This is a genomic window from Bradyrhizobium sp. BR 10289, from assembly GCF_019455385.1.
Lineage (GTDB): Bacteria > Pseudomonadota > Alphaproteobacteria > Rhizobiales > Xanthobacteraceae > Bradyrhizobium.
Genome location: NZ_JACOFR010000016.1, coordinates 112,109 through 137,651 on the forward strand (window position 1 = coordinate 112,109; position 25,543 = coordinate 137,651).

General features: G+C 64.8%; 21 protein-coding genes. 11 read left to right on the forward strand and 10 right to left on the reverse strand.

Going from position 1 to position 25,543, the window contains the following annotated elements; genetic code table 11:
• Nucleotides 1-7: 7 nt before the first annotated feature.
• The 5 genes from HYH08_RS24380 to HYH08_RS24400 all read right to left on the reverse strand — a co-directional run bounded on the left by HYH08_RS24380 (nt 8) and on the right by HYH08_RS24400 (nt 5,899).
• Nucleotides 8-1,420, reverse strand: coding sequence for a class I SAM-dependent methyltransferase (locus HYH08_RS24380; RefSeq protein WP_220012369.1), 1,413 nt, complete (start codon nt 1,418-1,420; stop codon nt 8-10).
• Nucleotides 1,417-2,577: a radical SAM protein gene (locus HYH08_RS24385; protein ID WP_220012370.1), complete on the reverse strand. Its 1,161-nt coding sequence runs from the start codon at nt 2,575-2,577 to the stop codon at nt 1,417-1,419. Before HYH08_RS24385 ends, HYH08_RS24380 begins: the two co-directional genes overlap by 4 nt.
• The gene (locus HYH08_RS24390; protein WP_220012371.1) at nt 2,574-4,505 is read right to left on the reverse strand and encodes a RiPP maturation radical SAM C-methyltransferase; all 1,932 of its coding nucleotides are present in this window, start codon (nt 4,503-4,505) and stop codon (nt 2,574-2,576) included. Before HYH08_RS24390 ends, HYH08_RS24385 begins: the two co-directional genes overlap by 4 nt.
• Entirely contained in the window at nt 4,502-5,575 is a 1,074-nt protein-coding gene (locus HYH08_RS24395) for a radical SAM/SPASM domain-containing protein (RefSeq protein WP_349631458.1), read from the reverse strand. The genes HYH08_RS24390 and HYH08_RS24395 overlap by 4 nt, the downstream gene beginning before the upstream one ends.
• 69 nt (nt 5,576-5,644) lie before the next feature.
• Nucleotides 5,645-5,899 carry a hypothetical protein gene (locus HYH08_RS24400; RefSeq protein WP_220012372.1) on the reverse strand — a complete coding sequence of 85 codons (255 nt, stop codon included), beginning with the start codon at nt 5,897-5,899 and terminating at the stop codon, nt 5,645-5,647.
• Nucleotides 5,900-6,168: 269 nt separating this feature from the next.
• Here HYH08_RS24400 and HYH08_RS24405 point away from each other — a divergent pair, with 269 nt between their 5' ends.
• Genes HYH08_RS24405 through HYH08_RS24450 form a run of 10 tightly spaced genes read left to right on the forward strand, consistent with a single transcriptional unit; the run spans nt 6,169 to nt 15,321 of the window.
• Nucleotides 6,169-6,618 (forward strand): (2Fe-2S)-binding protein, encoded by a 450-nt coding sequence (locus HYH08_RS24405; protein ID WP_220012373.1) that lies wholly within the window; start codon nt 6,169-6,171, stop codon nt 6,616-6,618.
• Between the two features lie 11 nt (nt 6,619-6,629).
• Entirely contained in the window at nt 6,630-8,816 is a 2,187-nt protein-coding gene (locus HYH08_RS24410; protein WP_220012374.1) for a xanthine dehydrogenase family protein molybdopterin-binding subunit, read from the forward strand.
• Nucleotides 8,817-8,864: 48 nt separating this feature from the next.
• Nucleotides 8,865-10,148, forward strand: a complete 1,284-nt coding sequence (locus tag HYH08_RS24415) for an NAD(P)/FAD-dependent oxidoreductase (RefSeq protein WP_220012375.1) — start codon at nt 8,865-8,867, stop codon at nt 10,146-10,148.
• A complete protein-coding gene (gene soxX, locus HYH08_RS24420; RefSeq protein ID WP_220012376.1) occupies nt 10,141-10,593 on the forward strand; it encodes a sulfur oxidation c-type cytochrome SoxX in 453 nt (150 codons plus the stop codon). Before HYH08_RS24415 ends, soxX begins: the two co-directional genes overlap by 8 nt.
• An 8-nt stretch (nt 10,594-10,601) precedes the next feature.
• Entirely contained in the window at nt 10,602-11,069 is a 468-nt protein-coding gene (locus HYH08_RS24425; RefSeq protein WP_220012377.1) for a SoxY-related AACIE arm protein, read from the forward strand.
• Nucleotides 11,069-11,386, forward strand: a complete 318-nt coding sequence (gene soxZ / locus HYH08_RS24430) for a thiosulfate oxidation carrier complex protein SoxZ (protein ID WP_220012378.1) — start codon at nt 11,069-11,071, stop codon at nt 11,384-11,386. The genes HYH08_RS24425 and soxZ overlap by 1 nt, the downstream gene beginning before the upstream one ends.
• Nucleotides 11,383-12,162: a sulfur oxidation c-type cytochrome SoxA gene (gene soxA, locus HYH08_RS24435; RefSeq protein ID WP_220012379.1), complete on the forward strand. Its 780-nt coding sequence runs from the start codon at nt 11,383-11,385 to the stop codon at nt 12,160-12,162. Before soxZ ends, soxA begins: the two co-directional genes overlap by 4 nt.
• Nucleotides 12,163-12,221: 59 nt before the next feature.
• Nucleotides 12,222-13,568: an ABC transporter substrate-binding protein gene (locus tag HYH08_RS24440; protein ID WP_220012380.1), complete on the forward strand. Its 1,347-nt coding sequence runs from the start codon at nt 12,222-12,224 to the stop codon at nt 13,566-13,568.
• Nucleotides 13,565-14,500 (forward strand): carbohydrate ABC transporter permease, encoded by a 936-nt coding sequence (locus HYH08_RS24445; RefSeq protein ID WP_220012381.1) that lies wholly within the window; start codon nt 13,565-13,567, stop codon nt 14,498-14,500. Before HYH08_RS24440 ends, HYH08_RS24445 begins: the two co-directional genes overlap by 4 nt.
• Nucleotides 14,497-15,321: a carbohydrate ABC transporter permease gene (locus tag HYH08_RS24450; protein ID WP_220012382.1), complete on the forward strand. Its 825-nt coding sequence runs from the start codon at nt 14,497-14,499 to the stop codon at nt 15,319-15,321. Before HYH08_RS24445 ends, HYH08_RS24450 begins: the two co-directional genes overlap by 4 nt.
• 58 nt (nt 15,322-15,379) lie before the next feature.
• On the opposite strand, the gene HYH08_RS24455 is transcribed toward HYH08_RS24450, so the two are convergent.
• The 3 genes from HYH08_RS24455 to HYH08_RS24465 form a co-directional block, all read right to left on the reverse strand.
• Nucleotides 15,380-17,029, reverse strand: coding sequence for a regulator (locus HYH08_RS24455; RefSeq protein ID WP_220012383.1), 1,650 nt, complete (start codon nt 17,027-17,029; stop codon nt 15,380-15,382).
• Nucleotides 17,030-17,039: 10 nt separating this feature from the next.
• The gene (locus tag HYH08_RS24460; protein ID WP_220012384.1) at nt 17,040-17,738 is read right to left on the reverse strand and encodes a cysteine hydrolase family protein; all 699 of its coding nucleotides are present in this window, start codon (nt 17,736-17,738) and stop codon (nt 17,040-17,042) included.
• Between the two features lie 205 nt (nt 17,739-17,943).
• Nucleotides 17,944-18,897, reverse strand: coding sequence for a hypothetical protein (locus HYH08_RS24465; protein WP_220012385.1), 954 nt, complete (start codon nt 18,895-18,897; stop codon nt 17,944-17,946).
• A 165-nt stretch (nt 18,898-19,062) separates the two neighbouring features.
• On the opposite strand from HYH08_RS24465, the gene HYH08_RS24470 reads away from it, so the two are divergent.
• Nucleotides 19,063-22,539 carry an indolepyruvate ferredoxin oxidoreductase family protein gene (locus HYH08_RS24470; RefSeq protein WP_220012386.1) on the forward strand — a complete coding sequence of 1,159 codons (3,477 nt, stop codon included), beginning with the start codon at nt 19,063-19,065 and terminating at the stop codon, nt 22,537-22,539.
• A 125-nt stretch (nt 22,540-22,664) separates the two neighbouring features.
• Here the strand turns inward: HYH08_RS24470 and HYH08_RS24475 are convergent, their stop codons facing one another.
• Complete coding sequence (locus HYH08_RS24475) at nt 22,665-24,398, reverse strand: FAD-dependent oxidoreductase (RefSeq protein WP_220012387.1); 1,734 nt, start codon at nt 24,396-24,398, stop codon at nt 22,665-22,667.
• 59 nt (nt 24,399-24,457) lie between these two features.
• A complete protein-coding gene (locus tag HYH08_RS24480) occupies nt 24,458-25,477 on the reverse strand; it encodes a S1C family serine protease (protein ID WP_220012388.1) in 1,020 nt (339 codons plus the stop codon).
• Nucleotides 25,478-25,543: the final 66 nt, after the last annotated feature.

Below are 25,543 nucleotides of genomic sequence, written 5' to 3' on the forward strand. Positions count from 1 at the left end.
AATCTGTTCAGTGCAGGCGATCCATCGCCGGCGAGAGCGCTGCGGACACGCGCGCCGCGCGTCCAGGCAGCAAGACAAGGCCCATCGAGGCCGCAAGCGACTCCATGTCCTTGAAGCGGTGCAGCGCGCGGTCGGTGCCGATCACAATCACCGTTCTTGTAGTCGCGCGGATGGCGGCAAGCGCTTCGCCGTCGTCAAGCCGCTCCGGATCGACGAAAGCCAGATCGATGCCTTCTGGCGCAAGACCCGCCAGCGCTGCAAGCGCCTCGCCGCCGGTGCCGCCTAGCACGCGCGACAACGGGCCAAGGCGCCGACGCGCGGCTTCAGCGAGTGCGGAATCTTCCTCGGTGCCGTACAATGTCAACTTGGGCCGCGTCTGCGCGATCAGCTCCAGCAGCAGGCCATCGCCGCATCCGACATGCACGGCCGTTGCAGCGTGACGCAGCGCGGCGGTCTGCTCCCAGACAACAGTGCTGAAGCGTGATCGCATAGCGAAGGCATTTTCGAAACCGACCGCTTCACATCCGGCACCGAGCTCGGCAATGATATCGTCGCTGTCCCCGAGCCCGATCGCGACGGCCTTTCCCCTTTCGGCCCGCAACGCTGGCGCGGCTTTGCGAGCCCGCGGCGCGCCCTCGTCGGACAGCCAGGTGCAGCGGAATGCAGCCGTCTTGAGCTCGGCGATGCCGTTGACCAGGGATGCGCCGAGCGGCCAATCCGCAATCTCTTCCAGCCAGCCTATCTCCTCGACGAATCCGAGTTCGCGGCCGAGATCGAGAAATGAGCGCGCACGATCTTGCGTGGCTGAGCAATCCGTTGAGCACGGCGCGTGTCGCACCGGCCCCAGCCCCAACACCGCGAGCGCGACATGCGCGTGAATGCCGGTCTTGTCTTCACGCCCGAGCATGGCGGCCAACGGATCGCTCCCGCCACGTCGAAGATGGTCGGCCCAGGATCTCGCGCAGCAGGCGGGGTAGCCGAACCGCATCGCCACCTGCACCGGATCGTCCCCCGCCGGTTCGGCCATCGGTGCATCGAGCGACACGGTGCCGATCAGGACCGCATAGTCGAGCAACCGCTTCGGCTCGCCGATCGATGCCTCAAGCGGCCAGTCGGCGGCATAGCCGAGCGACGCCTTGATGGGCTTTGCGTGAAGACTGATCGTGCTCGCCCGCTCCGTCAATGCCTCGATGTCATCATAGGCCGTCCACAGCAGCGTCGCCGCAATTTGCTTCCGCCGCACCATCTCCAGCTCAATCGCGACCGCCGTAGCACCGAGACGCTCCAGGCGCGGCTGCCAGAGTGCGCGCGCCTGCGGACCGCTGAAGCTGATGCGCTGCATGGCCGCCTTGGTAACAACAGGCTCGCGCGGCGTCGCCGCGAGCGGAGGGCGCGGCCATGACAACCAAGCGGATGTCATGGCGCCTCCGCCGGCTGGAGCAGCGAATGCAGGGCTGGATTGTCCCCGATCGACCAGGCCGCGATCATCTTGGCTTCAAGCTCGGGGCGGCGATCCGACCGGCTGATCACGGTTTCTCCGCTCGCCAAAAGTTCGGTCTCGATATCTTCGAACAGGCCGAACCACACCGGACAATCGACCGACCGCATCCGCCAGTCGCCGCCGATCGCAGTGCCCGGGCAATTGCCCTTGCAGGCGAGGAAGAAACGGCATCCCTGGCATCCGCCATTGTCTTGCGGCGTGCGGTAGAGCGAAAGCTGGCGCTCGAAGGCCTCACGGCTGGCGCGCAGATGGGTGACGCCATCCTTGTTGGTGCGGCCGCAATTGCCGAGCCGGCCATCGCTCTCGACGCCCACCACGGCACGCGTCGCATAGGGATCGCAGGCGTGGAACACGCATGAGGTGCGGGCGTCGTCTCCCCTCAGCATTGCGGCCATCTCGGCAAAGATGTCGAACTGGATTGACGGCAGCTTCTGTTCGAGCCGGCGCAGCTGCCGGAGCGCTGCGAGGTTTTCCTGCGCGGTAAGCGCGAGGCCCTCACCTCCTTCCGTTTCGTCCTGCTCCAACAAATGCAGGCGCAGTTTTCGGACGCCGAGGCTGCCGAGAAACCCGATCCATTCGCAGAGCAGGCCGAGCCGCGCCGGCGCGGCGTTCATCCGGTTCAGCGTCACGATCACATTCGGCGGCATGCCCTCGCGGCACAGCGTCTCGATCACCGCCTCGCTGCGCGCGGTCGCGCGCCGCGTTGCGGGCAGGCTGCCGGCCCAACGGGCATCGTTGAGCGGTCCCGGTCCGTCGATGGAAATACCGATGCGCACACGGTATTTTCTGAATAGCTCGATGTCGAGCTCCTCGATCAGCGTGCCATTGGTCTGCATGCCGACGCCGCCGTGGCGGTCGAAGCCCAGTTGCATCAGACGTTCGAGATCAGGCCGGCGTGTCATCATGATCTCGCCGCCGAACAGGCTGAACGGCTCGGCAAGCCTGTCCAGCGTCGCCATGATCGCATCGAGATCGTAGCGCTTCGGGACGTTGCCGGCAGTGCGGATGCCCTCCTGATAGCAGTAGCGGCACTTGATGTTGCACTTGTCGCCGAGCGGGCGGACTTCGACGGTCATGGCTGCACCCGTTCGAGGTCAGCCGGCGCACCGCAGACATGAACCGGCCCACGTTCGCGCGGCAGAACGAAGCCGAGCGGAAATTCGGCACGGGCATCGGCGTCAAATATCTCCCGGCCAGCCTCCGTGACCAGCGAGAGCATCCTGCCATCGATCTCGATCGCGAGCCGCCGCGCCAGGACTGCATCCATTGCGGCCTCGATCGTGACAATATCGAAACGCCCGGCAAGCTGTTCGACGACGTTCGCCCGCGTGCAGGGATTGCGCAGCAGATGGAGCACGGCGGCCTCGGTCGCTGTCGGGCAATAGAACGGCTGGAGCGCGCAGCCACGCGTGTCGCTGACGAGATGCGCGGCGCCGACGGCAGTCATGGTCAATTGCGGCGCAAACGGCTGGTCGAACCAGCGTGCGCGCCACGCCGCGCTCGCGTCCGTCAGCGACACAAGGTCCTGCTCGCGCGCGGCATCAGGCGCGTCGCCCTCGAAGAAATAGGCGAGATCGGAAAGATCCTCGTCCGGAACGTCGTAGATCGCGCCATAGGCCGGCATTGGCGTGACGTTGCGAAAGCCGATATCGGCGGCGCGTTCGAAATTGGGGCTGAAGCGATCGAGCCTGATGCGACCGCAGCCGACCGGCGGCTGGAGATGTTCGAGCAGCGGGACCATTTTGGCGACGGCGTCGTAGGCCTCGCGCGGCTCGCCGGGAAATCCGTACAGGATCGACCAGACCAGGCCGACGCCAAGCTCGCGGCAATTGCGCAGCAGGCGCAGGTTAAGCAGCGCGCTCACGCCCTTGCGCATCAGATGCAAGACCGGATCAGACAGGCTCTCGATTCCGGGCTGCAACCAAACCGTCCCGGCGAGCGCGAGCTTCTCGAGCTGCGCCTCGTCCATATTGGCCTTGATCTCATAGAAGAAGCGGAAGCCATGCGCCGGGCGTTCGGCGAGCTTTCCGAGCACGCCGTCGATATGGGACATGCCCAAAATGTTGTCGGTCGCGGCGAAGCGCCCGATCCCAAACTCCGCATGCAGCGTCTCGATCTCGCTGAGCACACGCGGCGCTGACTTTGCCCGGAAGGCCATGCCCTCACCGTTGAGGCCGCAGAAGGTGCAGTGGTGCTTCTGGCCCCACCAGCAGCCACGCGAGGACTCGAACGGGATCGAGGGGCGCACGCGCGCGGCTTCGGACATCCCGGCAAGCTGGGTAAAATAATCGGCGTAATCGGGGATCGGCAGCGCATCCATCGCCGTCGGGCCGGATACGCTAGCTGTGGCGGGCTGGTCGCGGGACAGGCATCCCGGCAGGCAGCGGGGCTCTTTGCCACGCAAGATTGCTTCGACGGCCGGGCCGAACACGGTGTCCGCTTCGCCATTGAAGACGTAGTCGATCTGCGAAAAATTCCTGAGCAGCACTGCGCCCATCGGGCCGTGGCAATTGGCACCGCCGAAGCAGATCACGACCGACGGATCGCGTGCCTTGACCGCGGCCGCGATCGCAAGCGATGCGACCGTCTGCTCGAACATCGAGGTGAAGCCGATGATCTTTGGGCTTCGTTCGAGCAAGCGCTCGGCCGCTTCCTCGACGAAGGACGGGATCAGGTCGCGGCGGATCTCGTAGAGCTGAGCCAGCCCCTTGCGCGCGATGGCGGTGCTGAGCTCGCTGATGTGGCGCCGCGCCTGAGGGCGGTCGGGCTGCGAGCCCAGGCACTCGCCGAACAGCCAATCGCCCGCGAGCAGATGGCTCGGCAGCTTTTCCGCGAGCTGCTCGTTGAGATCGAGCCCGATGCGATCCGCGAACAGCAAGTTGAGATAGAGCGTCTCGGCGCGAATCCCCTGCCGCCGCAGCAGCGCCTGCAACAGGCCGAGCGCCGCCGACGGCCGCACCACGGACATCACCGGCGCCGAGCAGAACAGGACATCGGTGCTCATGGGACGGCCGCCAGGTTCGGGGGCGCCGCCTGCTCGTCCAGCAGGATCTCGCAGGTCTCGATCTGGCTGCGTCGCGCCGCAGCCGCTTCGCGCACGCGTGACAACAGCTCCGGCGAGCGGAAGATGCGATCGCAGGCGGTGCAGATGCCGTCAAAGTCTTCCGCGCGCATCGGCGCGGGATCGTCGGCGGTGAGGGCAGTGAGGATGGCGACGGGGCCTTCGAGCCTGATCCATCGGTAGAGCGGGTCGGCAGCCGCCACGCGCATGGCGGCTTCGATCCCTTCCTTCGCGATGTGTCCGACCTTCAACGAGTCGTAATGCGGCAGCACGCCGCAGCACGGCCGGATGCCCCCCTCGTGATCCACCGTGACGGTGTGCAGAACGGACTCGCAGGGGCCGCGATAGGCCGAAGCATGGTGAACGCGCCCGGCCTGCGTATCCCCGTCGGTGTCCTCGCCGCGGCCGGTCGAATTGGCGACCGTCTCGTAGATGTTGATGCCCGGCTCGTCCTGAAGACCGAGATCGGCGCGCAGGCTCGCAGCAGTGATTTTCGAACCTGCCTCGAGGACCACGGCGATCCGCAGCAACAGGCCGCATTCACGCGCGGCTGCCACCGCATTGGCGATGAAGTTCAGCGGCACGAACTCGGCATGGGGATCATCGTAGGACAGCGTCATCTCGGTGAGCCCGGCGGTACGCAATCGCCAGACAGCCGCCCTCGCCCGCGCGGGCGACTTGGCCCAGAACGCACTCGTGGTGATGCCGGCGCGCAAGCCCAGCGACGCGGCCAACGCCACGGCGTCAGCCACGATATCCGCGTGCAGCATCGGATCGCCACCGACGAAATGGACGATCTCCATCGACGGTATCTGCGCGGCCTGTTTAATGCAGCGATGAACGTCAGCGGCGGAGAGATGGCCGCCGTGAAACATGTCGGATGAAAAGCAACAGTGTGAACACTTCAGCGGACATTTCAGCGTGACATTCAAAACGAGATTTTTAGGCGTCACCCTGGCCGCGCGGAAATCCGATAAATATTTTGCACCGAGCGCCATGGCCGACGACCTCATATCCCGGCTGCCCGGCGAACCGGTCAGCCGGCCATCATGATCTGCCGACGAAAGTTCGCCGACGCGGGATCAGAGGATGTCGATATGGATCGTGCCGGCCTGCACACCGCCGGAACGCGAGGCGAGCTTGCCGCGCAGCATCGACGCCGTCGTGTCGTCGAGCTGTACGCCAACGCTGCTCAGATACGCAACCGGGTCCTTGCTGACATCGCTGGCAAGGCCGAGCAGATCGGCGTGGGTGGTGAGTCCGGAAGGCGACTTCGCTTTGAGATCGTTACCTGACGCAAGAACTTTTTCGAGATCAATCGTGACGATGCGACCCATGGCGCTTCTCCCTTAGGATGGACTAATGATCCATCAAACCAAAGGTTGTACAACGCCCTCAGATAGTCAAATTAAATCGATGCGCCCAAAGGCTGCGGAGTTGTACCGCCGTTCACACGCCGCGACACCGCACGCCCCAGATTGTTCCCCGCGCACCTCAATCTCTTTGACGGCCACCCCGCGGACTCTTGATTTGAAGAGTTCCAATTTGCCAGACACATTGTGTCGCTGAGTCCGATCGGTGGATCGGACCAATCAGGGGACTTGCGATGGCAAACCTAATAATCAACGGAAAAACACTTGCGCTTGACGTCGAGCCGGATACGCCGCTGCTCTGGGCGATCCGCGAGAATGCCGGCCTGACCGGCACCAAATATGGTTGCGGCATTGCACAATGCGGCGCCTGCACGGTTCACATGGACGGCGTCGCCACCCGGTCCTGCGGGGTTTCGGTCGCCGAAGCCGAAGGCAAAAAGATCACGACGATCGAAGGGCTCGCTACCGGCAATACGCTGCACAAGGTGCAGCAGGCCTGGATCGCCCAGGACGTTCCGCAATGCGGCTATTGCCAGAGCGGCATGATCATGGCCGTGGCGGCGCTGCTCGCCGACAAGCCGAAGCCGACCGATGCCGATATCGACGAAGCCATCACCAATATCTGCCGCTGCGGCACCTTCCAGCAGGTGCGCGAAGCGATCCACACGATCGCAGCCGCGTAAGGAGCCGCCCCATGAACAAGCACGTCTCTCCCAGGATGAACCGCCGCGCCTTCGTTATCGGCACCGCCGCAGTCGGCGCCGGCCTTGCGATCGGCCTCGACCTTCCCTTCGGCGGTCCCGCCGTGGTCCGCGCGGCCGATGGCTCGCCCGAGGTCAATGCCTGGGTCGTGGTCAGGCCTGACGACACTGTCGTGATCCGCATCGCCCGCTCGGAGATGGGCCAGGGCTCGCTCACCGGCCTTGCCCAGCTCGTCGCCGAGGAACTCGAATGCGACTGGTCGAAGGTTACGACCGAATATCCGACCCCCGGCCAGAGCGTCGCCCGCAAGCGCGCCTGGGGCGATTTCTCCACCGGCGGCAGCCGCGGCATCCGCTCTTCACAGGACTATGTCCGCAAGGGTGGCGCCACCGCACGCGTGATGCTGATCGAGGCCGCCGCCAACGAGTGGAAGGTGCCGGCCTCCGAATGCACCGTCGCCAAGGGCGTCATCACCCACAAGGCATCGGGCAAGACGACGACTTACGGCAAGGTTGCCGAAGCCGCGGCGAAGCTGACGCCGCCGGCTGACGTCAAGTTGAAGGATCCCAAGGACTGGACCATCGCCGGCAAGGGCTTGCTGCGGCTCGACACCGCAGAGAAGACCAATGGCACCATGATCTACGGTATCGACGTCAAGCTGCCGGGCATGCTGAATGCCGCGATCAAGGACTGCCCGGTGTTCGGCGGCAAGCTGAAGAGCTATGACGAGGCCAAGATCACCGGCATGAAAGGCGTCAAGAAGGTCGTCAAGGTCGGCGACACCGCGGTCGCGGTCGTGGCCGACACCTGGTGGCACGCCAAGACCGCGCTCGACGCGCTGCCGATCGTCTGGGACGAGGGCGAGAACGCAAAAGTCTCGAGTGAGTCGATTGCGAAGTGGCTGGCCGAAGGCCTCGACGATTCGCAGCCGGCCTATGTCGGCAACAAGAACGGTGACGTGAAGGCCGCAATCGCAGGCGCTGCGAAGAAGGTCGAGGCCGTCTACAACTACCCCTACCAGAACCACGCCACCATGGAGCCGATGAACGCCACCGCGCTCTACACGGCGGACAAATGCGAGGTCTGGTGCGGCACGCAGAACGGCGAAGCCGCCTTCGCTGCGGTGCTGGAGGCCTCAGGTCTGCCGGCCGAGAAGTGCGACGTGCACAAGGTGATGCCCGGCGGTGGCTTCGGCCGTCGCGGCCAGACCGACTATGTCCGCCAGGCCGTCATCATCGCCAAGGAGATGCCGGGCACTCCGGTCAAGCTGCTGTGGTCGCGCGAAGAGGACATGGCGCACGGCCGCTATCACCCGATCACCCAGTGCAAGATGACCGGTGCGTTCGACGCCAACAACAATCTAGTAGCGCTGCACTACCGCCTGTCCGGGCAGTCGATCCTGTTCTCGCTCCGCCCCGAAGCGCTGCAGAACGGCATGGATCCGGCGGCCTTTCAGGGCGTCGCCCAATCGGGCGAAGCCGCGATCGGCTATTCAGTGCCAAACCTCTTGGTCGAGCATGCGATGCGCAATCCGCACGTTCCGCCGGGCTTCTGGCGCGGCGTCAACGTCAATCACAACGCGATCTACATGGAATGTTTCATGGACGAGCTGGCCCATTCCGTGGGCCAGGACCCGCTCGAGTTCCGCCGCAAGCTGATGGGCAACCATCCCAAGCATCTGGCGGTGCTCAATGCCGTCGCCGAGAAGATCGGTTGGACCACGCCGGCGCCCAAGGGCGTCTATCGCGGCATTGCGCAGGTGATGGGCTATGGCAGCTATGTTGCCGGCGCCGCCGAGATCTCGGTGACCGACGGCAGCAAGATCAAGGTGCATCGCATCGTCGCTTCCACCGATCCCGGCTACGTCGTCAACCCGGCGCAGGTGGAGCGGCAGATTGCGGGCTCCTTCGTCTATGGCCTCTCGGCGCTGTTCTACGGCGGCTGCACCGTCAAGGACGGCAAGATCGAGCAAACCAACTTCGACACCTTCAACTCGATGCGCATCAATGAGATGCCGAAGGTGGAATCGGTGATGGTGCCGAGCGGCGGGTTCTGGGGCGGCGTCGGTGAGCCGACCATCGGCGTTGCGGCGCCGGCGGTGCTCAACGCCTATTTCGCGGCGACGGGCAAGCGGATCCGCTCGGTGCCGCTGCGTGACCAGAACATCACTTTCGCCTAGAAGAAGCGCTGCGGCGGCCATGACGGCCGCCGCAGTATTCTTGTCCGGATGAGCCCGATGACTACGCGCCCGGTGACACGGCGGAACGCCGTCCTCGGCCTCACCGCGGCAGCTGCAATGCTGGCGCGGCCATCGATCCTGCACGCGCAATCCACGGGCCGCATCGTCGTGGTCGGCGGCAGTTTCGGCGGCGCCGCTTGCGCCCGCGCGCTGAAGCGTGCGCAGGCGGACCTGCAAATCATCCTGATCGAGCCCAATGCGGTCTTCACCTCCTGCCCCTTCAGCAACGAGGTGATCGCGGGCCTGCGCGAGATCGAGGCGCAGCAGTTCGGCTACGACAAGCTCGCCGCCGAAGGGGTCACCGTGATCGGCGAAGCCGTGACGGCGATCGATCCGCAGCGGCGCAGCGTCATGACAACCGATGGCGTCGCGCTGCCCTATGACCGGCTCGTGCTCTCGCCCGGCATCGATTTCCATTTCGAGGCGCTACCCGGCTATGACGAGGTCGCATCGGAAAAGATGCCGCACGCCTGGAAGGCCGGCGCGCAGACGCTGCTGCTGCGCCGGCAATTGGAGGCAATGGACGACGGCGGCACCGTCGCCATCGCCATTCCTGCCAATCCCTCGCGTTGTCCGCCGGCGCCTTACGAACGTGCCAGCCTGATCGCGCATTACCTGAAAGCGAAGAAGCCGCGCTCGAAGGTGCTCGTGCTCGATGCCAAGGACAGCTTCTCCCAACAGCGCCTGTTCGAGAAGGCGTGGAAGGAGCTCTATGGCGACATGATCGAGCGCATCGCGCTGTCGCAGGGCGGCCGCGTCACCTCGGTCGATGCTTCGACAAGGACCATCGTCACCGAGTTCGGCAATTACACGCCTGACGTCGCCAACGTCATCCCACCGCAACGCGCCGGGCGCATTGCCGAGATCGCGGGCGCTGCGGATGCGACCGGTTGGTGTCCGATCGATCCCGTGAGCTTCGAATCGAAGCTCGCTCCGAACATTCACGTCATCGGCGACGCCTGCCTCGGGGGCGGCATTCCCAAGTCAGCCGCGGCCGCGAGCGCGCAAGGCAAGGCCTGCGCCGCGGCGATCGTCAACCTGCTCGCGGGCCGCGCACCGGAGACGCCGCGGCTGAGCGGTGTCTGCTACAACACCGTCGCGCCCGGCTATGGCTTTTCGCTTGCCGGCAACTACCAGCCGAAAGGCGACATCTTCGCCGAGGTCGAGGGCGGCGCGACCAGCCCTGTCGATGCCCCGCGCGAGTTGCGGGTCCGCGAGGCGGCGGAAGCCGAGCGCTGGTTTCAGACCATCACGGCAGACACCTTTGGCTAGGGCACTCCTCCATATCGCGGCGCTGATCGCCGCCACTCTCGTGCTGGCCTGTGACGCCAGAGCGGAAGGGCTCGTGCCGTACAAGATCATCGGTGACACCATCCCGCAGCCGCTGACGGGGACGCCAGGCGATCCCGCGCGTGGACGCGAACTGGTGCTGGCGCGCACCACGACCTGCATCCTGTGCCATTCCGGTCCGTTCCCGGAGGCGCGGTTCCAGGGTGACCTTGCGCCCAACCTCTCGGGCACCGGGAACTGGTGGTCGGCGGGCCAGTTGCGGCTGCGGCTGGTCGATGCCTCGCGCTTCAATCCACAGACCATCATGCCGTCCTATTATCGCAATGACGGGCTGGTCCGGGTGGGACGCAATTTTGCCGGCAAGCCGATATTATCCGCCGCGGAGATCGAGGACATCGTGGCCTTTCTTGTCACGCTTCGGGACTAGGACTGTTCATGCGGACCACACGACGACAATTCCTGAGCCTTGCCGGTGGCGTGACGGTCGCCGGAACGATCCCGATCGTGACGCTGCGGCCGCTGCGGGCAACGCCCACGATGCTCAACACCGCCATCCGCAATGTCGTCGGCGAGGCGCAAATCCGCACCGGCAAGGTCAAGCTCGACATTCCGCCGCTGGTCGAGAACGGCAACACCGTGCCGATGACGGTGAGCGTCGCCAGCCCGATGATGGCGAGCGACTACGTCAAGAGCATCCACGTCTTCAACGAGAAGAACCCGCAGCCGAACATCGGCAATTTCTATCTCACCCCCTCCTCCGGACGCGCCCAGGTCTCGACGAGGGTCCGGCTCGCCGACACCCAGAAGGTGGTCGCGATCGCACGTCTGTCCGATGATACGTTCTGGCAGGTCGCAGCCGAAATCGTAGTGACGCTGGCCGCCTGCACCGAGGAGATGAACTGATGGCCGCGCTCATCAACGTTCCCTCGAAGGCCCGGCGTGGCGAAGTCATCGAGATCCGCACGCTGACCTCGCACATCATGGAAACCGGCTTCCGCCACACCGCGGACGGGGCACTCGTGCCGCGCGACATCATCACGAGCTTTACCTGCCGCTACAACGGCACCGAGATCTTTCGCGCCGACTTGTTTCCGGCAATCGCCGCGAACCCGTACCTTTCGTTCTTCACGGTCGCGAAGGAGAGCGGCAAGTTCGAGTTCGAATGGACCGGCGACAACGGCTATTCGTCCACCGCCTCGGCCTCGATCACGGTCGAATGAGTTCTTGGCGTGCGATATTGGTGACCGCGCTCGTCGCCACGGCGCCTGCCCTGCGCGCCGGCGAGATCCCGTCCGATGCGCGCCGCTCCGGCTACACCTTCATGGGTCCGGACACGCGCGCGATGCAGGATGACGACACCGCCAATCCGGGCATGCTGTTCGTGCTCGACGGCGAGGCGATGTGGGGCAAGAAGACCGGCACTGCCGGGAAGGCGTGCGCGGATTGCCATGGCGACGCGCGCAGCAGCATGAAGGGCGTCGCGGCGCGCTATCCCGCCTTCGACAAGGCGACGGCACGCCCCGTCACGCTCGACCAGCGCATCAATCTCTGCCGCGTCAATCACCAGCAGGCCACTCCGCTCCCGTATGAGAGCCGCGACCTCCTCGCCCTCTCCGCCTTCGTCGCTCACCAGTCGCGCGGTGTCGCGATCACCGTCGGCGACGATCCGGAGCTGAAACCTTTCGTCGCGCAAGGCCGCGACCTTTTCATGCAGCGTGAGGGCCAGCTCAACCTTGCTTGCACCAATTGCCACGATGACAACTTCGACAAGCGTCTTGCGGGCTCACCGATCACGCAGGCGCAGCCGACCGGCTATCCCCTGTACCGGCTGGAATGGCAGACGCTGGGGTCGCTGGAGCGGCGCTTGCGCAGCTGCATGACCGGCGTTCGCGCCCAGGCCTATGATTATGGCGCGCCGGAGATGGTCGCGCTCCAGCTCTATCTGATGTCGCGGGCGCGCGGCCTGCCGATGGAAACACCCGCCGTGCGGCCCTGATCGGCGCGAATTAGGACTAGGCAGACGCGGCGCGGTCGCTAGTATCCCTCCCAAAGAAAATGAGTCACAGGGAGGAATTACAAGTGGTCAGCCACAACATCTCGCGTCGTACGCTCTTGACCGGCACCGCTGCAGCCGGCGCACTCAGCCTGACGGGACTGCCGGCACGCGCGGACATCAACTGGAAGAAATATTCCGGGACCAAGCTGGAGGTGATCCTCGCCAAGGGACCCCGCGGCGACAATTTGCAAAAATACATCAAGGAATTCACCGAACTCTCGGGCATCCAGGTGGAATCCGAGCAGATCCCCGAGCAGCAGCAGCGACAGAAAGTAGTGATCGAGCTGACCTCGGGCCGGCCGAGCTTCGACGTCGTTCACATCAGCTATCACGTGCAGAAGCGGCAGTTCGAGAAAGCCGGCTGGCTCGCCGATATGACGCCCTACCTGAAGGATCCGACACTGACCCCGCCGGACCTCGTCGAGAGCGATTTTTCGGCCGCGGGCCTGCAATACGCCAGGAACGACAAGGGCCAGATGCTATCGCTGCCGTGGTCGGTCGACTATTTCATCCTCTACTACAACAAGGAGCTGTTCCAGAAGAAGGGCGTCGAGGTCCCGAAAACGCTGGAGGAAATGGCCGTTGCCGCCGAGAAGCTCACCGATCCCAAGGAAGGCGTCTATGGCTTCGTCGGCCGGGGTTTGCGCAACGCCAACATGGCGATGTGGACCAACTTCTATCTGAACTATGGCGGCGAATTCCTCGACGCCAAGGGCAACATCCTGAGTGATGGTCCGGAGGCGATCGAAGCCACCAAGCTCTATCAGCGGCTGCTGACCAAATCTGCCCCTCCGGGCGTCGCCGGCTTCAACTGGATGGAGTCGATGGCCTCGTTCACGCAAGGCCGGGCAGCAATGTGGATCGATGCCGACGGCTGGGCACCACCGCTGGAAGACCCGGCCGCCTCCCGCGTCGTCGGCAAGGTCGGCTACACTCGGGTGCCGGCGGGACCTAAAGGCCAGTTCTCCTCGACCTATGGCGACGGCATCGGCATTGCCGCGGCGAGCAAGAACAAGGAAGCCGCCTACCTGCTCTGCCAATGGGTGGCCTCGAAGGGACAGGGCACGCGCCTGCTCCAGGCCGGCGGCGGCGTGCCGTTCCGCAACTCCATCGTCGATGATCCCGAAGTCGCCAAGGGCGTCAAGACCAAGGAGTGGCTGCAATCGGTCATCGACTCCGCAAAGATCTCCAAGCTCGGCCTGCCCGTCATCATCCCGGTCGCCGAGTACCGCGACACCGTCGGTGCAGCCCTCACCGCGACCTTGTCCGGCGCCGATCCCGCAACGGAATTGAAGAAAGCACATGAGCAATTCCGGCCGATCCTGGAGCGCAGCGAAAAAGCGTGAGCGTGATCACTCAGACCTCTCCAGCTGCGGCGCAGGACGCCGCGCTGGAGAAACAATTGCGGCGGCCGTCCTATTGGCCGTTCGTGCTGCCGGCACTGGTCGTCGTGGTCGCGATCATCATCTTCCCATGGGTCTTCACCATCTGGATGAGCCTGAACGAGTGGAAGGTCGGCGCGCCGACCAGCTTCGTCGGGTTCTCCAACTATCTCCGGCTGACCAGCGATCCGCGTTTCCTCGAGGCGGTGGTCCACACCATCATCTACACCGCTCTCTCGGTGCTGTTGCCGCTCGTCTTCGGCACATTCGCGGCCGTGGTGTTCCACCAGAAGTTCGCCGGCCGCGGCTTTCTGCGCGGCGTCTTCATCATGCCGATGATGGCGACCCCCGTCGCGATTGCGTTGGTCTGGACCATGATGTTCCACCCCCAGCTCGGCGTACTGAACTATCTGCTGTCGCTGGTCGGCATCCCCGCGCAGCTCTGGGTGTTTCATCCCGCGACCGTGATTCCCTCGCTGGTGCTGGTCGAGACCTGGCAATGGACGCCGCTGGTCATGCTGATCGTGCTCGGGGGCCTCGCCGCCATCCCGACCGAGCCCTATGAGAGCGCGCAGATCGACGGCGCCAATTTCTGGCAGGTATTCCGCTTCATCACGCTGCCGCTGATCATGCCGTTCCTGTTCATCGCCGGCATGATCCGCATGATCGACGCGGTGAAAAGCTTCGACATCATCTTCGCGATCACGCAGGGCGGGCCGGGGTCGGCGTCGGAGACGATCAACATCTATCTCTACAGCGTCGCCTTCACCTATTACGACCTCGGCTACGGCTCGGCGATCGCGGTGGTGTTCTTCCTGCTGATCGTCCTGCTGGCGGCGGTGATGCTCCACGCCCGCCAGCGCATGGTGTGGACAGAAATTGCGAGCGACGCATGACACGCCGGCAGATCATCGGACAAATCGGCCTGTGGTTTTCGGTGTTCGTCATCGTGTCGCCGGCCATCCTGTTCTTCCTCTGGATGGTGTCGCTGTCGCTCAAGTTTGAGATCGACAACGCGGCCTACCCGCCGGTGTTCTTCCCCGAGCATATCGCCTGGAAGAACTATGCCGACGTGCTCGCCTCCAACCGCTTCGTGACCTATTTCGCCAACAGCCTGATCGTCACGGGCAGCGCGACATTGCTGGCGCTCATGGTCGGCATCCCGGCCGGCTACGGCATCGCGCGGATGGCCGCGCATAAATCCGCCATCGTGATCCTGATCGCCCGCATCACGCCCGGCCTATCCTATCTGATCCCGCTGTTCCTGCTGTTCCAGTGGCTCGGTCTGCTCGGCACGCTGGTGCCGCAGATCATCATCCATCTGGTGGTGACAGTGCCGATCGTGATCTGGATCATGATCGGCTATTTCGAGACGACACCGCTGGAGCTGGAGGAAGCCGCCCTGATTGACGGCGCCACGCGCTGGCAGGTCTTCCGCCACGTCGCCCTGCCGATCGCCAAGCCCGGCATCGCGGTCGCCTTCATCCTCGCCGTGATCTTCTCCTGGAACAACTTTGTCTTCGGCATCGTGCTGGCGGGCCGCGAGACACGCACCCTGCCCGTCGCCGTCTACAACATGATCTCGTTCGACCAGTTGAGCTGGGGGCCGCTGGCGGCCGCCGCGCTGATCGTCACGCTACCCGTGCTGCTGCTCACGGTGTTCGCGCAGCGGCAGATCGTGGCCGGGCTCACGGCCGGGGCGGTCAAGGGCGGCTAACCAATGAAACAGCCGGGCGATGCGAGATCGCCCGGCTGCCTTTCACAGTTTGTGTACCCTACTCCGCCGGTGCCGCGTGCATATCGGCATGCGGCACGTAGTGCTCGCTGGTGCGGCGGCTGAGAGCGTACAGTCCGGCCGCCATCGCAGCGTAGGCAAAAGCGACGGATGGCGTGACCCCGAGCCCTCCGCCGATGCCGACGGATTCGCCGTGCATGAAGCCGAAATAGGTGAGGATCGCACCGACCAGCGCGAAGGCCGAAGCCTTCTCGAAGTCACGCTCGATGATGAACACACCGATCGCGCCCAGGATGAGGCCACCGAGGATGGAGCCTCCACCCATGATCTCGAGCCCGTGGTAGAACACACCCTGCTGCGGCAGCGCTGCGATCGCGGCGGTCTTGACCGCGTCAGCCTTGTCGGCGGCCATGCCGCCCACGGTCGCCGCCGCAGTCATCGTCGAACCCAGCATGGTGTCGATCTGGAGCTTGGCCCAGGCCGCAAGATGCGGGGTCAATGCCAGCACGATCGCAGGCGCGTGCTTGACCGGCGTGGTCTGGAACGCCTGCGCGCCGATGAGCATGCCAATATAGAGCAGGATCGGCGAGATCGCGACGACAGGCACCAGCGCCAGCAGAACCGGAATGATGCCGAACCAGGCCAGCACGACCACCATGAGACCCGTCGCAGCCGAATACCCGATGCGACCGCCCATCGCCTTCCAACCGGGATGGCCGATATAGACGGCGTTGATGAAGGGATTGCCCATCAGGCAGCCGATCAGGCTGACGACGCCGTCGGCGGTCAGCACCCGCGTGGTCGGATATTCGTCGCCAGCGGCTTCCGCGCTCTCGACATTGTCCATGGCTTCGACGAGGTCATAGATGCCGAACGGAATGGCCGTGACCAGGATGACGCCGAGGAATTCGAAACCGGAGAAGACGTAGCCGACCGCCGGGATCGGCACCGAGAAGCCGAAGCTGGCAAAGGCATCGCCGACGCCCTTGAGGCTCAGCCCGCCGAGATTGAGCCCGAACAGGTTCGAGCCCCATGCGATGACCATGCCGACCGCGATGGCGATCAGGCCGGCCGGAATGCTCTTGGGATATTTGATGCCGCCGAACCAGCTCACCAGGATGATGGCGAAGCAGACCAGACCGATCTGCGGCGTCATGTACATTTCGAGCGCCGGTCGCATCGAGATGAAGGTGACGGAGACGCCGGCCAGCGTGCCGAGCAGCGCGGCGCGCGGCGTGATCTTGCGGATGAACGGCGCGATGAAGCCGCCGATCATCAGGATGAAGCTCTGGAAGAACACCCAGACGAGGCCGGCCGACCAGCCCTTCAGCGGATCGCCGGTCTTGATCGTGATGGGCAGCATGATCACGAAGGTGACGATGAACATGTGTGGCACGCTGACGCCCGAAGGCAGCGCACACACGTCGTTGCGGCCGGTCTTCTGCGCGAGGCGATAGGCGAGATACGCATAGTAGAAAGTGGACAGGCACATCATCAGCCCGAGCGCGGGCAGGATGCGGCCGAACACGAGTGAGTCCGGCATCTTCAAGACGAAGCGCAACAGGCCCGTGAGCACCAGCATGTTGACGAGGATGTTGGTGCCGAAGCCGAAAAACGCGTTCCAGTCGCCCGATGTCCATAGTGCCGGCTTAAAAGCGGACTTGCCGGCCGTCCCCGTCAATGTGCTCATGAGAATACCCCTATGTGGTCGAAACCTTCATCGCCTCCAGTACTGCGGCTGAGCTTGCGACCCAGCCGAAGATGCCGCCCTGGGCCTTGATCATCTTCAGGCCCATCTCGTGAAACTCGGGGAAGTAGGATGCGCAGCCGTCCGAGATGACGACGCAGCGATAGCCGCGGTCATTGGCCTCGCGCACGGTGGTGTTGACGCACACTTCTGTGGTGACGCCGCACACGAGCAAGTTCTCAATGCCGTATTTCTCCAGCACGTCGGTGAGCTCGGTGGCGTAGAACGCACCCTTGCCGGGCTTGTCGATCACGACCTCGCTGTCGAGCGGATAGAGCTCCGGGATGATGTCATGGCCCGCTTCGCCACGAATGAGGATGCGCCCCATCGGGCCGGGATCGCCGATGCGCAGAGACGGCGCACCGCGCTCGATTTTCGCCGGCGGCGCGTCGGAGAGATCGGGCAGATGCCCCTCGCGGGTGTGGACCACCAGCATGCCGGTGTCACGTGCGGCTTGCAGCACGGCGCCAATCGGCTTCACGGCGCGCGCAAGCTGGCTGACGTCGTTGCCGAGTGTCTCGCCGAAGCCGCCGGGCTCCATGAAGTCGCGCTGCATGTCGATGATGACGAGCGCGGTCGAGGACCAGTCGAGCTTGATCGGCTCGGGCTCGGCGCTGATGACGCCCAGTATTGGCTTGGTTGAGTTCAACATGACGCAGGCCCCCGCGAGAACTCTCTTCGCGGAGAGTTCTGCAAGGGCCGTGCCATTGTGTACAATTGCGATGGCGCGCAGGCGGCAGAAGAATTCGCTGTTTAGTCAGAAGCTTATGCCGAGGATCAACGTCTGCTTATTCCCTGTGCGACGGCTTTACGACGTGCAGTTGCTTAAAGGATAAGCGACAGTGCCGCTTGCTTCTCTAGCGGGCAGCGCTTCCATAGAGCCGCCGATGCTCTTCCTCATACGGCGCATACGAATCCTTGAGCGTCGCCATGTTCAGCAGCATGGTCGCGACAATCGCACCCGCCGTGTCGAACACCCGCGTCTTCACCCAGGCGCTCTCGGTGCGCCGGCTGCCGGACAGTGCGACGACCTCGCGCTCGACTTCATACTCCTCGCCGACAAACAGCGGCCCCTTCACGAGCCTGATCTCCTGGTCGGCGAACAGGCCAACGGCCGGCCCCTTCGTCGGCAGCGGATCGTCCTTTGAGCGGTACTGGAAGAGCACGCTCAGCATCTCCATCGGGATGATCGGCTTGTCCCACGGATTGTCCGCTCCGGAATAATAAGATGAGTTCTCGGTGATGACGGCGAGCTTCTGCCTGAGGGAGAACGGATAGAGGTCGCCCATGTTCTGGTCGAACGCCATCCGCACCGCTTGGCGCTTACCGGTGTGGGCCACCTTCACGTCGCGCAGGATGACGGGATTGGCGAGCGGCTTGAGCTCGGTGAGACGCGCTTCGAGCGCGGTCGCTGCGTGGGGGTCGCCGATCGAGGCCGTGCCGCGCAGCACCTCCGTGCCGTCGCGCTTCACCATCTGGATCTGGCACTGGCTGGTCCCGGGCAGGGGCTTCGACAGGATCGCTTGCACCTCCTCGCCCTCGTAGCAGACGCTGCGATAATGCGCGGAGAGGCAGCCGCTCTCGAACCAGGCCTGTCCCCACAGCTTCGCACCGAGCGGGGCAAACTGGCTGAAATGCGTCGGGCCCTCGATGGTGCCGCCCTTGAAGCCGAGTTTCTGCGCGGTGGCGTCGTCGTGAATCGAGGCGTGCGCGTCATAGGTTTGAGCCTGAAGCATCTGGCGCGGCCGGCGCCATGGGCCGATCAGCGCTTCGGCGGTCTCCGTGATCTCGGTATCGAACGCGTTCGCCATGATAGGCTCCTTCACAGACAGCCATGACTAGCAGGCCCGACACGGATGCGGCTAGCCGTATTGACTTCGCGCGCCCATGCTCTTGACTGGCGGCATCCGCTTCGCAAGTCGCCCTCTTTCCGCGGCGCAAAATTCCCACCGGACACGACGACGAGGACTCCTGAGATGACGCTGATGCAGGTCGAGCTGGACGACAAATACCGGCTCGAATCGAAGCGGATCTTCCTGTCCGGCACGCAGGCGCTGGTCCGCCTGCCCATGTTGCAGCGCGAACGCGACCGGCTGCAGGGACTCAACACCGGCGGCTTCATCTCGGGCTATCGTGGTTCCCCGCTCGGCATGTACGACCACGCGCTGTGGCGCGCGAAGTCGCACCTCCAGCAGCACGACATCGCCTTCGTCCCCGGCCTCAACGAGGATCTGGCAGCGACCGCCGTCTGGGGCAGCCAGCAGGTCGGCCTGTTTCCCGGCGCCAAGGTCGATGGCGTGTTCGGCATCTGGTATGGCAAGGGCCCGGGCGTCGATCGTTCAGTCGATGCTCTCAAGCACGCCAATGCGGCCGGCACCTCGCGCAATGGTGGCGTGCTGGCGCTTGCCGGCGACGACCATGGCTGCCAGTCCTCGACGCTGGCGCATCAGAGCGAGCAGGTGTTCGCGGCCGCACTGATCCCCGTGATCAATCCGGCGACGCTGCAGGATTATCTCGATCTCGGCCTCTATGGTTTTGCGCTGTCGCGCTTCTCCGGCTGCTGGGTCGGCTTCAAGGCCATCAGCGAGACCGTGGAGAGCTCGGCCTCCATCTACAGCGATCCGGAACGCATAAGGATCGTGCTCCCCGACGATTTCGAGATGCCGCCCGGCGGCCTCAACATCCGCTGGCCCGATCCGCCGCTCGAGGCCGAGCGTCGCCTGTTCGGCCCGAAGATGGCGGCGGTGCAGGCCTTCGCCCGCGCCAACCAGCTCGATCGCATCGTGCTGGATTCAAAGCCGGCGCGTCTCGGCATCGTCGCGACCGGCAAGGCCTATCTCGATCTGCGCCAGGCGCTCGCCGATCTCGGCATTACCGACAAGGACGCGCAGGATCTGGGCTTGCGGATCTACAAGGTGGCATTGACCTGGCCGCTGGAGGAAAGTGGCGCGAAGCGTTTTGCCGAAGGTCTTCAGGACGTGCTGGTGGTCGAGGAGAAGCGGGGCTTCATCGAAGACCAGCTGATGCGCATCCTCTACAACATCGATGCGTCCCGGCGGCCGACGGTCACTGGCAAGCGCGACGAGAGCGGCACAGCGCTGCTGCCGAGCGAGGGCGAACTGACTCCGACCATCGTCGCCGGCGCGCTGGTGGCGCGCCTGCGTAGGCTCGGCCATCACAGCCCGGTGCTGGAGCAGCGCCTCGCCCGGCTCGAGGCGTTCGACAATCCCGTCACCACCACGTCGCAGATCAAGCTGGCGCGTACGCCGTTCTTCTGCTCGGGCTGCCCGCACAATACCTCGACGCGCGTACCGGAGGGCAGCCGCGCCATGGCCGGCATCGGCTGCCACGGCATGGCCCTGAGCATGCCGACCCGCCGCACCGACCTGATCTCGCATATGGGTGCCGAGGGCGTGAACTGGATCGGACAAGCGCCCTTCACCACCGAGAAGCACATCTTCCAGAATCTCGGCGACGGCACCTACACGCATTCCGGCCTGCTCGCCCTTCGTGCGGCCTCGGCCGCCGGAATCAACATCACCTACAAGATCCTCTACAACGACGCCGTCGCGATGACTGGCGGCCAGCCCGCAGAGGGCGCCTTCAACGTCGCGCAGATCGCGCATCAGGTCTGGGCGGAGGGCGTCAAGCGCCTCGCGATCGTGTCGGACGATCCCGGCAAATACCCCCAAGGCAATTACTTCCCGCAAGGCGCGACAATCCATCACCGCCGTGAGCTCGATGCCGTGCAGCGCGAGTTGCGCGACATCAAGGGCCTCACCGTCGTGATCTACGACCAGACCTGCGCCGCCGAGAAGCGCCGCCGTCGCAAGCGCGGGCTCTATCCCGATCCCGCCAAGCGCGCCTTCATCAACGAGCTGGTCTGCGAGGGCTGCGGCGACTGCTCGCAAGCCTCGAACTGCGTCTCAGTGCAGCCGCTGGAGACCGAGTTCGGCCGCAAGCGGCAGATCGACCAGTCCAACTGCAACAAGGACTTTTCCTGCGTCGAAGGCTTTTGCCCGAGCTTCGTCACCGTCCATGGCGGCACGCTCAAGCGGATGAAGACATCTGCGGTTGATTCCGGCCAGCTGTTCGCTGACCTGCCGCTACCGCCCGTGCGTGAGCTCGATGGTCCCTACAACATCCTCGTCACCGGCATCGGCGGCACCGGTGTCATCACCATCGGCGCGCTGCTCGGCATGGCCGCCCATGTCGACGGCCGCGGCTGTTCGGCGCTGGATTTCACGGGGCTATCGCAGAAGAACGGCGCGGTGATGAGCCATGTCCGCATCGCACCGAATCCGGAGGACATTTCCGCGGTCCGCATCACCAGCGGCGGCGCCGATGTCATCCTCGGCTGCGACATGATCGTCTCGGCTGGCCCGACCGCGCTCAGCCGCGCCGAGCGCGGCGTGACCAGGGCTTACATCAACGCCGATTTGCAGCCGACCGCGAGCTTCGTGCAAAACCCCGATCTCGATTTCGAGATGGGCACGATGCAGACCGTGCTGCGCGACGCCGTCGGCGACAAGAACCTCGACATCATCGACGCGACGGGCATTGCCGCGGCGCTGATGGGCGACAGCATCGCGACCAATCCCTTCATGCTCGGCTTCGCATTCCAGAAGGGCGCGATCCCGCTGTCGCTGGAGGCCCTGCTTCGCGCCATCGAGATCAACGGTGCCGCCATCGAGATGAACAAACTCGCTTTCACCTGGGGACGCCTTGCCGCCCACGACATGTCGCGGGTGCGCAGCGTGCTGCAGTTCAAGAGCCGGGCGTCGGCACCGACCAAGTCGCTCGACGACGTGATCGCAACCCGCGCCGAGTTCCTGACCTTCTATCAGGACAAGGCCTATGCGGACCGTTACCTCGCGACCGTGGCCAAGGTCCGCAAGGCGGAGAACGCGGCCTCGCCCGCGTCCACGGAGCTGACCGAGGCCGTCGCAAAGAACCTGTTCAAGCTGATGTCGTACAAGGACGAGTACGAGGTCGCGCGGCTCTACACCGACGGCAGCTTTGCCAGGAAGGTGTCCGAGAAATTCGACGGCGACTTCACGCTGAAGTACCACCTCGCGCCGCCGATCTTTGCCAAGCGCGACAAGACCACCGGACATCTCCAGAAGCAGGAGTTCGGCGGCTGGATGCTGCACGCCTTCCGCGTGCTGGCCAAGCTGAAGTTCTTGCGCGGCGGCGCGTTCGATCCGTTCGGCCGCACCGAGGAGCGGCGGATGGAGCGGAAGCTGGTCACAGATTATTTTGCGATGATTGACCAGCGGATCGCCGGGCTGAAAGCCGAGCAGATTCCGCTGCTGACACGGCTCGCCCGCGTGCCCGAAACCATCCGTGGCTTCGGCCATGTCAAGGAAGCCAACGTCAAGCTCGCGGCAGCCGAAAAGGCGCGGCTGGAAGCGGAGCTGGAGAACAGCCGCTTTGCGGCGGCTGCGGAGTAGCGGGAGAGAAGCGCAAACTCTCTCCACGTCATTGCGAGGAGCCCTTGCGACGAAGCAATCCAGACTCTTTCCGCGGAGGGATTCTGGATTGCTTCGCTGCGCTCGCAATGACGCGGATACGGGGATTACAGCAACCAGACAGCTGCCTTCGCGGCACTTGACGCTGTCACCCCACCCTCCGCCAAATGCCTCCCCGCGATATACCCGAACGTCAGCGCCGGCCCGAGCATGATGCCTGGACCGGGACAATTCCCGTTCATGATCGAGCCCATGTCGTTGCCGCAGGCATAGAGTCCCGCGATCGGCGTGCCGTCCTCGCGCAGCGCGCGTCCTTGCGCATCCACCTTCATGCCGATCGCCGTGCCGAGATCGGCCGGATAGATGCGCATCGCAAAAAACGGGGCTCTGAGGATCGGCGCAACGGTAGGATTGGGTTTGTGCGCGGCATCGCCGAGGTAGCGCTGGGAGATCGTGCTACCTCGGCCGAATTCGGGATCGCGGCCCTCCTTCGCCCCGTCATTGAAGGTCGCGATCGTTGTAAAAAGCACGGACGGTTTGACAGCGATCTTCGTCGCGAGGCGCGCGATGTCAGGCGCCTCGATCAGTTCGCCGCTCGCCACATAACGCCGCACACTGCGCGCGAACGGCTTGATGCGGCCAAGACCGTAGCTCCAGAGAAACCGGCGGTCGCAGATCAGATAGAATGGCCGGTCCGGCTCGCCATTGCCATCACGCAACATGGCCAGCACAAACTCGTGGTACGACAGCGCCTCGTTGACGAAGCGCCGGCCCGCCGCATTCACGGCGATCACGCCGGGCTTGGCGCGGTCGGTCACCATATGCGGGAATACACCGCGACTGCCGTCGGCGCGCCGGAACAGCGAGGCCGGCACCCAATAGGCCGGGCTGGCCGCGTCCGTGTTGAGAGCGGCACCAGCTGTGGCCGCCAGCCGAAGCCCGTCGCCTGTCGCTGCAATACTGGTCGCCGAGATGAAGCCGGCGGCCGCCGGGAAGAAGCGCTTGCGCAAGGGCGCATCGTGCGAGAAGCCGCCGGTTGCCAGCACCACGCCGCGACGCGCGGCGATCGGCCGGTCGCGCGAGCCGTGGCGGATGACCACGCCGCTGACACGATCGCCGTGCATCGACAAATCCTCGACGTCGGCACTGAACAGGATCTCGACCCGTCGCGCCAGCAGCGAGGCATAGAGCTGCGCCGCCAGCGCATTGCCGAGATGGAGCGTCGTGCCGCGGGGCCAGCGCAGCCGCTGCAACGCGTATTCGGAAACCAGCCATGCCGCACGCATCGTCGAGCGCAGCGATTTTCCAACACTACGCAGATGCGGGATGTCGAGGCGGTTGACCATCATCCCGCCGAACAGCGTGAACTCCGGCAGCGGCGCGCGCAGCCGCGCGAAATGCGCTCCCAGCCGAGTACCGTCGAATGCGACAGGCTCCAGTACGCGCCCGCCCGATGTCGCGCCGAGCCGTTCAGGATAATAATCGGGACAGGCCTTCACCGGTTGCAGGCGCACCTCCGTGTTGGCTTCGAGCCAGGCGACCGCCTCCGGCCCGCGCGCGAGGAAGGCGGCGCGCAAGCCCGCATTGGCAGGCTCCGGCACCGTGCTCGCAAGGTACTGGACGGCATCGGTGATGCTGTCGGAGAGCCCCACCTCTTTCATTTTGGCATTGGCAGGAATCCAGACCATGCCGTCGGACCACGCCGTGGTGCCGCCGACGAACGCGGTCTTCTCGATCACCAGCACGCGCAGGCCTTCGGCCGCGGCAACGGCGGCAGCCGTCATGCCACCGGCACCGGCGCCGATGACAATAACATCGTAGGTTTCTTGCGCCGGCATCATGCGGCAAGGGTCCCGAGGCGAGGCATGACACGGTCATACCTCGCCTCACCCGCCAAGCGCTAGCGCGCCGGCTTCCGCTCTACGGGATCGATATCGATCGCCCGCAGGCGGCCGAGCCGCAGCACATCCATGGCGAGCCGGCGGCCGATCCGGTCGCGGTCGAGCACGCGGATCAGATCGTCGACGCCATTGATCTCGACGCCGTCCAGCTTGATGACGACGTCGCCGGGCAGCAGGCCGGCCTTCGCCGCCGGGCCGTCCGGCTCGATCTGCATCAGCAGTGCGCCCATCTTGTTCTCGACGCCGGCCAGCACCGCGTGCCGGCGTGGCACCGGCGCGGTCTGCCCAGCGACGCCGATGAAGGCGCGACGGACATAGCCGTGGCGGATGATCTCCGACAGCACGAATTGCGCGGTGTTGCTGGCAACCGCGAAGCAGATGCCCTGCGCGCCATTGATGATGGCGGTGTTGATGCCGATCACTTCGGCATTCGACGACACCAGCGGCCCGCCGGAATTGCCGGGGTTCAGCGCCGCATCGGTCTGGATCACGTCCTCGATGGTGCGCCCGCTCACCGAACGGATCGAACGCCCGAGCGCGGAGACCACGCCGGCGGTCACGGTCGATTCGAAGCCGAGCGGATTGCCGATCGCGATCACGAGCTGGCCGCGGCGCAGGCTCTTGGAATTGCCGAGCGCGGCATAGGGCAGATCGCGCACGCCGTTGGCGCGCAGCAGCGCGAGGTCGGTGTCGGGATCGACGCCGAGCACCCGGGCATCGCCGACATTACCCTCGACGTCCCGCAGGCGGATCTCTTTGGACGAGCCGACCACATGGCTGTTGGTGAGCACGAGGCCATCGGGCGAGATCACGATGCCCGAGCCGAGCCCGCCGCGCTCGCGCCTGTCAGGCACCTTTGGCCCGGTCTCGACCCGCACGACGGCAGGGCCGACCCGATCGGTCACGTCGATCACAGCGTTGGAATAGGCGTCCAGCAATGCCCGGTCATCGACCGGCGCAGCTTCTGTCGTTCGCGATGACGCGGCGTCATCGGCGATATCTGAAGTGAAATCCAGCATGGCAAAAGTCCTTGAGGCTCACACAGATGGTGGCGTGTTCCGTCTGCCGCAAGGTGCCCGCCCGGA